The organism is Flavobacterium taihuense, from assembly GCF_019351435.1.
In the GTDB taxonomy this organism is placed as follows: Bacteria; Bacteroidota; Bacteroidia; order Flavobacteriales; family Flavobacteriaceae; genus Flavobacterium; species Flavobacterium taihuense.
This window is the reverse complement of record NZ_JAHWYN010000008.1, coordinates 109,529-125,262: the sequence shown is the minus strand read 5'-3', so window position 1 is coordinate 125,262 and position 15,734 is coordinate 109,529. Positions and strand designations below refer to the sequence as shown.

At 36.1% G+C, this 15,734-nt stretch carries 9 protein-coding genes; 5 read left to right on the top strand and 4 right to left on the bottom strand.

Annotated features, from left to right (window positions below):
- Positions 1 to 63 precede the first annotated feature (63 nt).
- Positions 64 to 3,993 carry a starch-binding protein gene (locus tag KZH69_RS10950; RefSeq protein ID WP_219317483.1) on the bottom strand — a complete coding sequence of 1,310 codons (3,930 nt, stop codon included), beginning with the start codon at positions 3,991 to 3,993 and terminating at the stop codon, positions 64 to 66.
- A 451-nt stretch (positions 3,994 to 4,444) separates the two neighbouring features.
- Between KZH69_RS10950 and lpdA the strand changes: the two genes are divergently transcribed.
- Positions 4,445 to 5,848 carry a dihydrolipoyl dehydrogenase gene (lpdA, locus tag KZH69_RS10945; RefSeq protein ID WP_219317482.1) on the top strand — a complete coding sequence of 468 codons (1,404 nt, stop codon included), beginning with the start codon at positions 4,445 to 4,447 and terminating at the stop codon, positions 5,846 to 5,848.
- 74 nt (positions 5,849 to 5,922) lie between these two features.
- Here lpdA and KZH69_RS10940 read toward each other — a convergent pair whose 3' ends face one another.
- The 3 genes from KZH69_RS10940 to KZH69_RS10930 form a co-directional block, all read right to left on the bottom strand.
- Entirely contained in the window at positions 5,923 to 6,297 is a 375-nt protein-coding gene (locus KZH69_RS10940; protein ID WP_219317481.1) for a DoxX family protein, read from the bottom strand.
- Positions 6,298 to 6,358: 61 nt separating this feature from the next.
- On the bottom strand, positions 6,359 to 6,754 hold the full coding sequence (locus KZH69_RS10935; RefSeq protein WP_219317480.1) for a DoxX family protein: 396 nt from the start codon (positions 6,752 to 6,754) through the stop codon (positions 6,359 to 6,361).
- Positions 6,755 to 7,091: 337 nt separating this feature from the next.
- Positions 7,092 to 7,985 (bottom strand): DUF4349 domain-containing protein, encoded by an 894-nt coding sequence (locus KZH69_RS10930; protein WP_219317479.1) that lies wholly within the window; start codon positions 7,983 to 7,985, stop codon positions 7,092 to 7,094.
- Positions 7,986 to 8,190: 205 nt separating this feature from the next.
- On the opposite strand from KZH69_RS10930, the gene KZH69_RS10925 reads away from it, so the two are divergent.
- The 4 genes from KZH69_RS10925 to KZH69_RS10910 all read left to right on the top strand — a co-directional run.
- On the top strand, positions 8,191 to 9,477 hold the full coding sequence (locus KZH69_RS10925) for an anthranilate synthase component I family protein (protein WP_219317478.1): 1,287 nt from the start codon (positions 8,191 to 8,193) through the stop codon (positions 9,475 to 9,477).
- 148 nt (positions 9,478 to 9,625) lie between these two features.
- Entirely contained in the window at positions 9,626 to 10,936 is a 1,311-nt protein-coding gene (gene tilS / locus KZH69_RS10920; protein ID WP_219317477.1) for a tRNA lysidine(34) synthetase TilS, read from the top strand.
- A 9-nt stretch (positions 10,937 to 10,945) separates the two neighbouring features.
- Positions 10,946 to 12,970, top strand: coding sequence for a protein-disulfide reductase DsbD family protein (locus tag KZH69_RS10915; protein ID WP_219317476.1), 2,025 nt, complete (start codon positions 10,946 to 10,948; stop codon positions 12,968 to 12,970).
- Positions 12,971 to 13,463: 493 nt separating this feature from the next.
- Positions 13,464 to 15,734 (top strand): HYR-like domain-containing protein (locus KZH69_RS10910; RefSeq protein WP_219317475.1); only part of this gene is annotated, 2,271 nt, incomplete at its 3' end.

Genomic DNA, 15,734 nt, shown 5'->3' with positions numbered 1-15,734 from the left:
TTCTGAAACAATCTCAGAACGGCTTTTTTATTTTAAAGATCCTTTGAAATAAAAGGTAGGAACTTATTTTTTAATGATTTTTTGCATGGTTTCTTCTCCGTTTTCTAATCGGATGACAATAAAATAAAGTCCAACGCTTAAACGACTTACATCAATGGTGTTTACGTTTAGCTTTCCTTCTTGAACAATACTTCCCTGTGCAGAAATGATAGTGTAATTATTTATTGGACTCGTTGAACTGATTTGCAATGTCTCATTTACCGGATTTGGATATAAACGGATAAGATAAGTTTCTTGTTTTTGGGTTGTTAATCCCAAATTATTCTCCTCTTTAGCGGTAGTTACACCCCAAGTATAAGAGTAGCCATTTGTTTTGTTTAGTAAATCGGGTGTTTGATTTGCGGAACCACTTGAGCCATTATTGAAAATTATATTTACAGATGTAGGACCTGTAATAGTGTATTTATAAAAACCGTTTGTGTGAGCAATCATCGTTACCCCAGGCCAAGTTGTGTTAGCGACACTTCCTGAAGGAACAGCATTCCAATAATGCAATTTAGGGGCAGATGTCCAGCTTGTTGGTGGTTTAAAGTAAACAGTAAGAGTGGTTGCTGCACTAAAAGTATAAGTTTCAGTTTTAACGGCAGAACTTATTCCGGCTACATTTTTGACAAAAGCCTTAACGGTCTTTGTGCTTGTTAACGCGAATGATTTACTTCCAATTGCAGACGGAGAAGCCATTGTGGGTGTTGTTCCGTCTAATGTGTAATAAATAGTCGAAGTTGTTTCATTAGCGGTCAAAACAATATTTACGGTTGTTCCTGTTGTAAAAGTTCCTCCTGCTTGTGAGTTGGTGAAATCTGGCGCAATAACGGGACATCTGTTGGTTGGTTCGGCAGACAGCCAAGCGGAATCATAATATTTAATTCCCGCAGTTGCTGTTAAGTCTGCTGTTTTTAGAGTTCCATCATTGAATAATAAATTTGATGCAGTTACAGTTGATGGGAAAGTGTATTTATACCAATCTCCGCAATCCTTTGTCATTGCCACTCCTGGGTAAGTTACCGCTGGAGCAGTACCAGTTGGTAACCAGTAGTATATTTTTACGGCAGCATTCCAATTGGACGGTTTTTTAAAATAAACTGTGAATGTCGTTGGAGCGTTAAACGTATAAGTTTCTGTTTTAATAGCAGAACTAATACCGGCCACATTTTTGACAAATGCCTTAAGAGTTGTTGTGCTTGTTAAAGAGAATGTTTTACTTCCAATTGCAGACGGAGAAGCCGTTGTTGGTGTGGTTCCGTCTAATGTGTAATAAATAGTCGAAGTTGTTTCATTAGCGGTCAAAACAATATTTACGGTTGTTCCTGTTGTAAAAGTTCCTCCTGCTTGTGAGTTGGTGAAATCTGGCGCAATAACGGGACATCTGTTGGTTGGTTCGGCAGACAGCCAAGCGGAATCATAATATTTAATTCCCGCAGTTGCTGTTAAGTCTGCTGTTTTTAATGTTCCATCATTGAATAATAAATTTGATGCAGTTACAGTTGATGGGAAAGTGTATTTATACCAATCTCCGCAATCCTTTGTCATTGCCACTCCTGGGTAAGTTACCGCTGGAGCAGTACCAGTTGGTAACCAGTAGTATATTTTTACGGCAGCATTCCAATTGGACGGTTTTTTAAAATAAACTGTGAATTCTGGGATTGCTCCAATCGTGTATGTTTTTGTGATAATTTCAGATTGGTTTCCTTCATTATCTACAGCAAAAGCTTTAACTGTTGTAGTTTGAGCGATGGTAATTGTTTTTGTAGATTCAGCAAATGACGATGTAAGAGTAGGAGTAGAGCCATCTGTTGTGTAATACAATTTTGGTTTTGGATCCGTGCTGTCTGTAGCCGTAATAGTTATATCAAAAGCTGTTGGCGAGTTAGTAGTGTCAGGAGTAAAAGCAACTTTTGGAGCTACATCCAGATTTTTTCCAACCCATACATGTTGAATTTTTGATTTAGTTATGTTTCCTTTTTTATCAGTCACTTCAACATAATAATCTAATAATTTTTCTGATATTCCTGCAATTTCAGCAGAATATTGACTGGCAATTACGTCTGGCAACATGTATAAATCGGCTTGTGTGCTATTGGTGAAATTTCCTTTTGGAAAAACTCTTTCGGTCATTGGCAATGATATCCATGCTCCAACTTCGCTACCACCTGCGTAAATTTCGTTTTGATTTGAACTAACAGTGTTTTTACCATCCATATCAATTCTGTATTTTAATTCTGACTTTTGAATGCCACTCACATCATAAGCAAAAGTATAAACAGTAAAGTCGGCTGAATTCAAGAAATCCTTGTAGGCATAAGGCGCTCCATATCCTTTTTCACCTGGATTATAAGGCCAACGTTGCGGAATAAATACTGAAGGTTTTGTTGAATCAACACCAGGGTGGGCGTCAAGGGTTGGTTTTGCAAATTGCACACATCGGTTAACGGCAAGCGTTGTTTTTATTTCTAAGTCTTCGGCCAGACCGTAATAAGCATTTCCACTGTCATAGCCAGCCATCAAAAAGTGCCATGCTTTTTCAGCTGGACTTATAGCAGCAGTTGGATTTACAATTTCGCTCATTCTAAGGTTGTTTCCTTCTAGTTGCTCTGCCATGATAGCATGGTTTTCACCTGCAGTAGTTATGGCTTGGTTCATCATGTCTTCGGTCCAGCCATTTGGATTGAATTTTTTTGAAACCGGATCAAAGAATGGCCATAACCAGTTTGTAAATTGTGGGTGTCCAAAATCGCCATCTGCATTTACCCAAGCACCATCTTCCACATGGACTACTTCTGATTCTGGAACAGGATTGTCTTGTAAATACTGCGGTATTGTCGTTGGGATATTTCCATTAGCTGCCGATGCATGCGAAAATCCTGTAACTGATTCGTTGTAATAGGAAGAGCCACCTCCCCAGGCATTATCTCCATCGTGGGCAAATAAAACTAATGGGCGTCTTGGAGATGTTGAAGCTTTGGCTACAATTGGATCTATTAAAGAAGTACCAATCGCTGCATATCCATCTTCATAACTTTCGTAATCTGCCATAGGAACTACTGTGATTTTGTATTCCTTCGCGGTTTCTGGATCTACATATTTTGCCTTATAAGGAAGATAAGAATAGGGAATCGCAAACTGACCGCCACGGGCATCTTTTTGAGCAGAAAACCAGGTATTTCCTTTTGTGTCTACCTGATCTGCTTTGTTAGGAAGATCACACATAGTTCCGCCAGAACCATATTTCACAGGATAGTCAGATAAAGTTCTGGATAAATGACTGTTGGCTATCACCGACCATTCAATACCACATTCGGTTAATGTTTTTATAATTCTTTCAGAGAAAGCGCATTCAGCTGGCCAATATCCTTTTGAATCGTGAGATCCAAATAACTGTGCCGAGTAATATTGATGTGCTTTTATTTCTTTTTTTAGGGCTTCATCACTTAATAATGGAGAAAGTGCATGATGCATTGTAAAGGAAACCACTTCCATGCGTGCGAAACCACCAGAAGTTTTCCATGCTTTAGCATCTTTAATGTTTTGTGCCCAAGAATTTGAGTATCCCCATTGATTGGCTTGTGCCAGTTCATTAATGTTTTCCATCAATGACCCTCCGTAGGTGATTTGTGCTCCTGCTTTGGGTAAATCCCGGATGGAATTAATAGCATTTTTTGGGGCAAATTGATAAGCGGCTACCCGATCGCCAATACCAAAAATTTCTTCCAGGTTGTTTGTAGGGTGAGCAAGTCCGTTTTTGTCGTTATTGGCACCAGAAACTTTTAGATCTTGGGATTCTTTTACGATCTGATACCGATTTGGATTTTTTTTACTAACATCTCCCCAATAAGTTGGCTGATGCAGGTGCCATAAATAGGAGGTATTTACTTGTGCTTTTAAAAAAACAAAAGGAATTAATAGGGCATAAAATAATAGTAGGTTTTTTTTCATGACTTAATTATTTTCTCATTTATATTGTAATTTTTTGTTAAATGTATATTTAATTAACATTAAAATTACAGGTTTTGTTTTTGTAAGGTTACTATTTCGTTGTAGTGTTTGTAACTTTTTCTTATTTAACAAAAAGAAAGAAACTATTTGTGTTTTTTTTTTTTTTATTTAATTAGTTGTAATTTAATCTGTTGTGTTTTTTGTTGTGAGGGTGTTTGTTATTTAGAACTAAAAATAATTTGGTTTGGAAAATTGTTTTAAAGTTTTAGAGATACTTTTTAGAATTACTGATTGCTTTTTAATCTAAATTGTGATTTGTTGTTTTATTTAAAAGGTTTGGCTATAATTCTTGATGAAATCGTTATAATCCGAACAAAAAACCTCGAAAATTAAACTTTAAACAAAACTTTATTCCTTAATTTTGCATCACTAAAAATAAAAATTAGATACTATGAGTTCATTTGACGTAGTCATTATAGGTTCTGGGCCAGGCGGATATGTTTCAGCTATTCGTTGTGCACAATTGGGTTTCAAAACTGCCATTATAGAAAAATACTCCACTCTTGGGGGAACTTGCTTAAATGTAGGATGTATTCCATCAAAAGCATTGTTGTCATCTTCTCATCATTATGCAGAAATCAAGCATTTTGCGGATCACGGAATTGAAGTTTCGGGTGAAGTAAAAGTGAATCTGGAGAAAATGATTGCTCGCAAACAGAGTGTAGTGGATCAGACATCGGGAGGTATTAATTTCTTGATGGATAAAAATAAAGTGACTGTTTTTAATGGTTTAGGATCTTTTGTGGATGCTACTCATGTTGCGATTGCAAAAGCCGATGGAACATCAGAAACGATTGAAGCTAAGAATATCATTATTGCTACAGGTTCAAAACCTTCTTCTTTGCCTTTTATCAAAATTGATAAAGAAAGAATAATCACTTCAACAGAAGCTTTGGCTCTCAAAGAAGTGCCTAAACACCTTGTGATTATAGGTGGTGGTGTTATTGGTATTGAGTTAGGTCAAGTGTATTTACGATTAGGGGCGCAGGTTTCGGTTGTGGAATTCATGGACAGAATTATTCCAGGAATGGATGGGGCTTTGTCTAAAGAATTGACCAAAGTCTTGAAAAAACAAGGAATGAAGTTCTACGTTTCGCATAAAGTGAAATCGGTAGAAAGAAATGGTGATACGGTAATTGTTCAAGCTGAAAATGCCAAAGGTGAAACGATTACTTTAGAGGGTGATTACTCTTTAGTGTCAGTAGGTCGTCGTCCATATACAGATGGATTGCATGCAGATAAAGCAGGTGTTAAAATATCGGATAGAGGGCAAGTGGAAGTAAACGATCATTTACAAACATCAGTTCCTAATATCTATGCTATTGGTGATGTGGTTCGTGGGGCTATGTTGGCTCACAAAGCGGAAGAAGAAGGAACTATGGTGGCTGAAATCATAGCTGGTCAAAAACCGCATATTGATTATAATTTGATTCCTGGTGTGGTTTATACTTGGCCTGAGGTTGCTGCTGTTGGACAAACAGAGGAGCAATTGAAAGCAGCTGGTGCAGAATATAAAGTGGGAAGTTTTCCGTTCAAAGCATTAGGTCGTGCCAGAGCAAGTGGAGATTTGGATGGATTTGTAAAAATCCTTGCTGATGCCAAAACAGATGAAGTTCTAGGAGTACATATGATTGGTGCTAGAACTGCAGATTTGATTGCTGAAGCAGTTACTGCAATGGAATTCAAGGCTTCTGCCGAAGATATTTCAAGAATGTCACATGCACATCCAACATTTGCGGAAGCGATAAAAGAAGCAGCATTAGCAGCAACAGATAATAGAGCTTTACACGTATAGTTTAAACTATTAAAAATAAAAAGTCCCGTCTCGTTATAAAATGAGACGGGATTTTTGTTTCAAGTATTTTCTATTTATGCAGTAAATAATCCTTTGTAACTATCCCATTTGGTATAAATCAGGAATATGTTTCCCAAGAATAAAAAACTGGCGACCGGAATACCTTCTGGAGCCAGAAATAGATGTGTGCAAATAATATTGACTGAAATTGGCATCAATAGGATGAAAGTTAGTTTGTTGAATTTTCCAATTACAAAAGACAGTCCGCAAATAAGTTCTATTGTTTTTACCAAGGGCATCAAATACCCTGATGCCTTAATTCCATCATTGAAGAGTTTCATGTTCCCTGTCAAAGGAGGTTCTGGAAATAAATGCAAAAAATAACTTATTGAAGCAAATAACAACAATAGTCCAATTAATGAACGGATAATAATAGTGGCAATTTTCATAAGTTTATAGGTTTTGATTTGAGGGTGATTTGTTATTTTTTATATTCAAATATAGTTTTTTTTAATCAAAATGCATTACGGATTTTCTGGTAAACAGATTTTTATAACTTTTTCTATGGGCATATATTAAAAATAAATTTCCGAAAAAAATAAATATAGCAAGTGGCAATCCGTTTGGATTTAAAAAGAAATCGATGAATAATATATTTGTGCTTACCGGTAAAATAATGATATTGGATAAGACTACGTATTGACCAGTGAGGTATGAAATTCCACATAATAATACGATTGTTTTAATCAATGGCATTAGATAAACTGAAGAAATCAATCCAACATTGAAAGCTTTGAAATTTTCTGTGCTTTCTAGTTCAGGCATTAAGTTGAAAAAATAGGCTATTGCTATACAAATTAATAATAAGCCAATTATTGTGCGAATAAAGAAAGTTGCAGTTTTCATATTTCGAGTATTTAAGAAGTTAAATGTTTAAGCGATAATATGTGATCACAAGGGTAATCATCTTTTCATCCATTTACTTACATTGATAGCTTTCGGAGGCTGAAAACTAAGTCCATTTCAATAACAAATTTAGTTAAATTTTTTCTTATTTATTAAGTTTTTATTATTTTATTAGTGATAATTTCTTAGAATTGAGGTATTTATGTGTTTTTTGTTTTTGTGATGGTATGTTAAGCATATCGAGTGAAGCCATAAACTTTTCTAGTTTTTTGGCTTTGCTGGATATAGTAATTGACTATTGGATTAAATATAGTTTTTTTTATTGTGTTTGTATCCTCTATTGCTTTTTGAGATACTTTTTGTAAAGAAAGAATCCTCCAATGACGATAAATAGGAACCACCAGATTTCTATTATAAAAACAATAACATCGAGTAGAACGTACCAACCAGTTTTTAAAGAATCGATGATGCGAATTCCAATATTGGGTTTGTAGTAGTTGTAATCCTTAGTGTTGGCAATCATTTCTTGTTTTACCGATTCATGTTGGTATATTTGAATGGTCAGCGTACTAAAGTTTATTTGGTCTTGGATTGATAAATTTTCCAGTTTGGAATTGTCATTTTGTTCTTTTTGGTTAGCCAAATTATTTTCGGCCTCCATAATATCGCTGATTTTTTTTCCTTTTGTGTCGATAGCCTTTTCCACTCTTTTTTCATTAGTGCTACTTCTTTTTTGGGAAAGCTGATTTGATAGTATTTTTAGGGAAACATCATCTGCTTTTATAATGCGGTAATCGAGAAAATCAATTTGTTTTGAAATAGATTTGATGACTGTATCAAGACGCTTGTTAGGCACTCTTATCGTGATATTGTTTTCTACGTTGTAACGGGTCGTTTCGAGAGTGCTATCTTGACTTATTTTGGTTTCAAATTTATCAATAATGTTGCTTTGTAAATTGGTGTAGGTAACAAATCCATCAAACTTATTGGTGATGTTTTCGATGGTATAGGTAGATTGGGTTACATTTTTGACTTTGAATTTTAAATCGGCGGTACGAATAAATTTTCGAGTACTGCCTTCTTTTTCAACTGCTGCCGAGGAGGAAATACTGTCAGCTTTCACAGCGATGTCTGAGGTTAATTCTTCGCTGGCAACTTCACTTTTTTTGCAGCTGATGATTAGGGTAATTGCGGCCAATAAGAATAAGCTTCGTTTTGCGATTTTGTTCATAAATTAGGATTTAAGGATTGATGATTGTTTTCTTTCGTGTAATTGGTTTTAAATTTTTAAGCTTGAATTCTGTATCAAATATATAACGTTTTAACAAGTAAAAACTTTTTTAATATTTATTTAACTAAGGATCAGTTTTATGAAATTTCTACTTGAGAAGCGATTTTTTTTGTTGTAATTTTGAAGTCCATAAACAGATTAATTTTTGAGAACTTCCATTTATAAATTTATTGAAAAACCATTGCTGTTCAAGCAGCAGCTTGTCGCTTGGGGACAACAATTTCGAGAAATAACTTTTCTGGATAGCAATTCATTTTCTAATGAATATTCTAGTTTCGATTGCGTCTTGGCGGTTGATGCTTTTACGTCCATAAAAACGGATTACCACAATGCTTTCGAGGATTTAAAGCAATACCAACAAACATCCAAAGATTGGTTGTTTGGCTATTTGTCTTATGATTTAAAAAACGGTGTAGAGCATTTGCAATCCAATAATTTTGATGGTTTGGATTTTCCTGATTTATTCTTTTTTCAGCCTAAAAAGTTGTTTTTATTAATAGGAAATCAACTTGAGATTCAATATCTAAATATGTGTGATGATGAAGTTGAAGATGATTTTGATGAGATAATTAAGAGTCAAATTTCGAGAATCGAAAATCAAAATAAAATAGCTATTGAACAACGAATTTCGAATCAAAATTACATAGAGAAAGTTTCCAAATTGTTGAAACATATCTATCACGGAGATTTGTATGAAGCTAATTTTTGTATGGAATTTTTTGCTCAAAATGCCATAATCAATCCATTGGAAAAATTCTTTAGACTTAATGAAATTTCGCAGGCTCCGTTTTCTGTGTTTTTTAAAAATAACAAGCAATTTTTAATTTCGGCATCACCGGAGCGTTATTTGAAAAAGGAAGGAGAAAGTTTAATTTCACAACCTATAAAAGGAACTTCCAAACGATTTTCTGATCCATTGGAAGATGAAAATTCTAAAAATACTTTGGCTCAAGATCCTAAAGAAAGGGCCGAAAATATTATGATAACCGACTTGGTTCGTAATGATTTATCTCGAACAGCCCAAAAAGCATCCGTTGAAGTGAAAGAGCTATGCGGAATTTATTCTTTCTTGCAGGTACACCAAATGATTTCGACCATATCGTCTAAAATTGATCCTCAATATACAGCTGTAGATACGATTAGAACCACATTCCCTATGGGAAGTATGACGGGAGCTCCTAAGTTTGCTGCAATGAAAATAATTGAAGAACTTGAGGAAACCAGGCGAGGGTTGTATAGTGGAGCAGTAGGTTATTTTTCACCCAATGGAGACTTCGATTTTAATGTAGTTATTCGCAGTATTCTCTACAATCAAGAAAATAAATATGTGTCTTTCTCTGTTGGAAGTGCCATAACTTCATTATCTATTCCAGAAAAAGAATACGATGAATGTTTGCTTAAAGCAAATGCGATGCTAGAAGTTTTGCAGTAAGTGAGTGGGCTTTCATTGGATTAAATAATAATCAGTATTTTTGATATATAAAATCACCATAATTTAAAAATGTGGACTGAAATGAAAAATGTTGCGACCTCTCGATAGCTTTCGGAATCCTTTAAAAAAAAAACAATAGTAACTTCGTATGAAAAATACACTTCAAAATCATATCGATAAAGAAATTCCTTTTTTGAAACAAAAAAAACTACTTCTTGCTGTAAGTGGTGGTTTGGACAGCATGGTTTTATTGGATTTATTTCTAGAATTAGAATATGATATTACTATTGCTCATTGTAATTTTCAGCTTCGTGGAGTGGAAAGTTTTGGAGATCAAAAGTTCATACAAGATTATGCCGAGGCTCATGCAATTCCCATTTTTGTAACACAATTTGATACTGAGGCTTTCTCCAAAGATTATAAATTATCGACTCAAGTGGCTGCAAGAGAGTTACGATACAATTGGTTTTATGAGTTATTAGATACTGAAAAATTTGATTTCATACTCACAGCTCATCATGCGGATGATAATTTAGAAACTTTTTTGATTAATCTCACGCGAGGAACTGGATTAGAAGGATTGACTGGTATTCCGGAGCAAAATGATAAAATTATTCGACCTTTACTTTTCTCTTCCCGACTAGAAATTGAGAATTATGCAAAGCAACATAATATTCAATGGCGAGAGGACAGCAGTAATGCATCGGATAAATATTTAAGAAATAAAATAAGGCATCATTTGATTCCCGTTCTGAAGGAATTGAATCCTAATCTTATAACTTCGTTTTTGAAGACCGAAAGTTATTTGCAGGAATCATTGGCTATGGTCGAAGATGCAGCTGTTATGGTTTATCAGCAAGTGGCTAGCGAGGAAGGGGATACAATCCATTTTGATTTGAATCAGTTGCTAAAATTGCCTAACTATCGGTCGTATTTGTACCAATGGCTCAAAGAATTTGGTTTTACAGCCTGGAATGATATTTATGATTTGGTTGATAGCCAATCAGGTAAGCAGGTTTTTGCTGTTGATTTTCGTCTGTTAAAAGACAGGGATTTTTTAATATTGTCACCTATTATCCATTCAGAAACTCAGAAAGAGTTTTTTGTTAATGAAAATCAAACAGAAGTTAAGATTCCCTTAAATATCTCGTTTAGTAAAGTAACTGACATTTCGGTTGCTACAAATAAAACTATCTTTGTCGACGCTGATCAATTAGTTTATCCTTTGCTGTTGCGCAATTGGAAAACAGGAGATGTTTTTATGCCTTTTGGGATGGATGGTAGGTCAAAGAAAGTGAGTAAACTTTTTAAAGACGAAAAATTATCCTTGATAGAAAAGGAAAACACTTGGCTTTTATGTTCAAACGATCAAATAGTTTGGATTGTAGGAATGAGAGCTGATCATAGATTTAGAACAACAAACGCAACACAAAACATACTCAAAATAGATTTAATTTAGATATTTATAATGAAGAAAATATTTTTTATACTTTTTGCTTTTTTAGCATTTGCCAAAGTAAATGCTCAAGTTTTAGACCCGGTAAAATGGACTACTTCAATCGAAAAGAAATCGGAAACCAATTATGTTTTGACTTTTAATGGTGTAATCGAAAAAGATTGGCATTTGTATTCGCAATTTACTCCCGATGGAGGACCATTGCCTTTGGAGGTTATTTTTAAAGATCAAAAAGGGAATTTTGATTTAGTTGGAAAAGCCAAAGAAAGTAAAACGACGACGGCTTTTAATGATGTCTTTGGCGTAAACGAAACGTTCTTTCATGATAAAGCCCAGATTAAGCAAGAAATAACGCTAGTAAATCCAAAGACTACTACTATTCAAGCTGAATTGAATTATCAGGTTTGTAAAGAAGTATGCATCAATCTGGAAAAGAAACTTACATTTAAAATATCTAGTAATGAAGCGATAACAACTCTTACTGCCCCAGCTGCAGTTGTGAAATTGGATACAGCTAAGGGCGATACAAAAAAAACTTTTTCTGTAGTGAAAAATGAAACTGCAGAAGCAATTGCAAAAAAGGCTGTTGAACAACCAAAACCAACTTCACAAAGAGGATTGTGGTCTATTTTCTTTATCGCCTTTTTCTCTGGTTTTGCGGCTTTATTGACTCCTTGTGTGTTTCCAATGATTCCAATGACTGTTAGTTTTTTTACCAAGCAGAGTAAAAATAAAGCTGCAGGAATCAGAAATGCGATTATTTATGGAATTTCGATTATTCTAATTTATGTATTGTTGGGGTTCTTGGTTACTTGGGGTTTTGGTGCCGATGCGCTTAATGCTTTGTCAACCAATGTTTGGTTTAATATCCTATTCTTTATCTTGTTAGTTGTATTTGCGACTTCATTTTTGGGAGCTTTTGAAATTATGCTGCCTCATTCTTGGGCAAATAAAGTAGATAGCCAAGCCGATAGAGGAGGGATTATCGGCATATTATTCATGGCATTGGCCTTAGCGATTGTTTCTTTTTCTTGTACAGGGCCAATAGTGGGAACGCTTTTAGTGGATGCAGCTTCCAAAGGGGGAATCGCTCCCATAGTTGGAATGTTAGGATTTTCATTGGCTTTGGCCTTGCCTTTTATGCTTTTTGCAATGTTCCCGGGTTGGTTGAATTCTTTGCCAAGATCAGGAGGCTGGTTGAATACCGTTAAAGTTGTTTTAGGATTTCTGGAATTGGCTTTGGCATTCAAATTTTTATCGAATGCTGATTTGGTTTTGCAATTGCATTTATTGGAAAGAGAAGTGTTTTTGGTAATTTGGATTGCGATTTTCGGAACCTTAGCCTTTTATTTATTTGGAAAAATTACGCTGCCTCATGACAGTCCGTTATCTCATATTTCGGTAGGGCGATTGTCTTTGGGATTGGTCGTTTTGTCTTTTACCATTTATTTAATACCAGGACTTTGGGGTGCGCCACTTAAGTTAATAAGTGCATTTCCGCCTCCGATGGAATATAGTGAAAGTCCGCTTGGTGTAGGTGGTTCCAACTCAGGAAGTACAGCAGCGGTTATTTTGCCGGAAGGAGCAAAATTAGGGACAAATCAAATTGTTGTTTTTGATGATTATGATAAAGGATTGGCTTATGCCAAAACAGTAAATAAACCAATAATGCTTGATTTCACAGGACATGCTTGTGTGAATTGTCGGAAAATGGAGAACAATGTTTGGTCGGATAGGAGTGTACTTCCAATTCTTAAAAATCAGGTTGTAGTAATTTCATTGTATGTGGATGATAAAAGAGTATTGCCGAAAAGCGAACAATTTACTTCTAAATCTACAGGAGCCGAAATAGAAACCATTGGTGATAAATGGACTGATTTTATGATTTCAAAATACAATACCAATACGCAACCTTTATATGTTTTGACTGATTTGCAAGGAAATAATCTCAACGGGAAGCAACCTACCATAAGCTATGTGAGTGTTGAAGAATATGAGGCTTGGTTGAAAGAAGGTATTTCGAAGTTTATGGAATAGTTTTTAGTTGCTAAGATTTTAAAGTTTGATCCCAATCTAGTTTAGATTGGGATTTTTTTGCAATATCTACTCATAAAAATAGAATTTTAATACGGATGATTATACTTATAATAATTAAAATATAGCTTAAATACTAATAAATAAAGCATTGATTTTTAAGTGGTTGTTCTTATTTCTGATTAAAAATTTTTTAATAGATCTTTTTGATTATTATATAAATATAAATAATGCAGTTTAAAGTTTTTTTAAATCCTTTTATCGAAAATAATAGAAAAAGTAAGGTTGTGTTTTAAGAATGATGTAGCTTAGTAAGAAAATTTTTGAAGATTGCATAACAAGGTTGTCTTTTTATATGATAACCAAAAAAATATCCACTTTTCCCAAAGAAAATAGTTATGCAAATTAAGTAAGAACAAGAACTCCCCATTCTATTGTTTTTGCTATAAATTATTTTAGTGTTGTATTCGTTATTTATTATTCTAAATTATTAAATATGAAAACATTTCTACCTAATGCTGGATTTTTATCGTTTATTTTTTTAATTGCAAATTTATTTTTTGCAAATGTATCTTTTGGTCAAACACTTGTTTCTGATCAAGCTGATTATGCCCCAGGAGCTACTGCAACTCTTACTGGTAGCGGTTTTTTGCCAGGAGAGACTATTACTTTACAAGTCATGCATGCTGATGATGTACCTAACGATGGAGAAGAACATTTTCATTGGGATGTAGTTGCTGATGCAAACGGAGATTTTGTAACTACTTGGCATGTCTGTGAGGATGATTGTTTGGGATCTACTTTGAAAGCAACAGCTGATGGAGTAACTAGTGGTTATCACGCTGATACTCTGTTTACAGACGGTAATATTAGAGTCCAAATTAATACAAGTGGAAGTGCTGTAATAACAGCAACTTTTTATGGAGGTTCTGCTGTTTGTTCAGGTGTGGGGACGATTGTGTCAGGCTCACCATTTACAGTAAATAATACTTTCACAAATATTGGCAGTGCGAATGCATCGCAGAGTTTTACATTAACGGCAGCACCTTTTAATAGTATTGGTGGTGCATTTACAGGATGGAGTGGTCCTGCCAGTTTTTCAAGTACTAGTTTATCAATTTGTGCACCTGGATCTGGAGGTTCTGGAAATCTTACTTACAGTGCAAATTATATGGCGTGCGTATCCCCAGCATTTTCGACTTGTCCTACGAATATAGTTTCAACAACTGATATTGATGTTTGCACAAAAGTTGTTAATTATAATGTTAGTGCATCAGGACCTATAACATACAACTTTACTGGAGCAACAACTGGAAGCGGTTCTGGTACGGGCAGTGGGGCTATATTTAATAAAGGAATTACAAATGTTGTATTAACTACTTCTTTAGCTTGCGGTTCTTCTACTTGTTCTTTTACAATTACTGTGAATGACGCACAGATTCCTACTATTAGTTGTGTTAGCAATCAAATAAAAAATGCGAATACAGGAAGTTGTGCCTATACAGTGGTTGGCACAGAGTTTAATCCAATTGCATTTGCCGATAATTGTGCAGGCCCAACAATCAAAAACAATTATAACAATACAGCATCATTAGCAGGAGCAGTGTTTCCTAAAGGAACAACTACTGTAATTTGGACAGTAACAGATGGGGCTACAATTGCCAATACAGCTTCTTGTAGCTTTACTATAACTGTAAAAGACGTAACGGCGCCATTGGCTGATGTTGCCACGCTTGCCGACGTAACGGGCGAATGCTCTGCAACGGTTACCGCACCTACAGCCACCGATAACTGCGCAGGAGTCATCACCGCGACAACGCTAGACCCGGTTTCTTATTTCGCACAGGGAACCTATACCATTCATTGGACTTATAATGACGGCAGTGGGAATACTTCGGCGCAAACGCAGACAGTAATTGTAAAAGACGTAACGGCGCCATTGGCTGACGTTGCAACGCTTGCCGACGTAACGGGCGAATGTTCCGCAATGGCTACCGCACCTACAGCCACCGACAACTGCGCAGGAGTCATCACCGCGACAACGCTAGACCCGGTTTCCTATTTCGCACAGGGAACCTATACCATTCATTGGACTTATAATGACGGCAATGGGAACACTTCTGCGCAAACGCAGACAGTAATTGTAAAAGACGTAACGGCGCCATTGGCTGACGTTGCAATGCTTGCCGACGTAACGGGCGAATGCTCTGCAACGGTTACCGCACCTACAGCCACCGACAACTGCGCAGGAGTCATCACCGCGACAACGCTAGACCCGGTTTCTTATTTCGTACAGGGAACCTATACCGTTCATTGGACTTATAATGACGGCAATGGGAATACTTCTGCGCAAACGCAGACAGTAATTGTAAAAGACGTAACGGCGCCATTGGCTGACGTTGCCACGCTTGCCGACGTAACGGGCGAATGCTCTGCAACGGCTATCGCGCCTACGGCCACCGACAACTGCGCAGGAGTCATCACCGCGACAACGCTAGACCCGGTTTCCTATTTCGCACAGGGAACCTATACCATTCATTGGAATTATAGTGATGGCAACGGGAACACTTCGGCGCAAACGCAGACAGTATTTGTAAAAGACGTAACGGCGCCATTGGCTGACGTTGCCACGCTTGCCGACGTAACGGGCGAATGCTCTGCAACGGTTACCGCACCTACAGCCACCGACAACTGCGCAGGAGTCATCACCGCGACAACGCTAGACCCGGTTTCCTATTTCGCACAGGGAACCTATACCATTCATTGG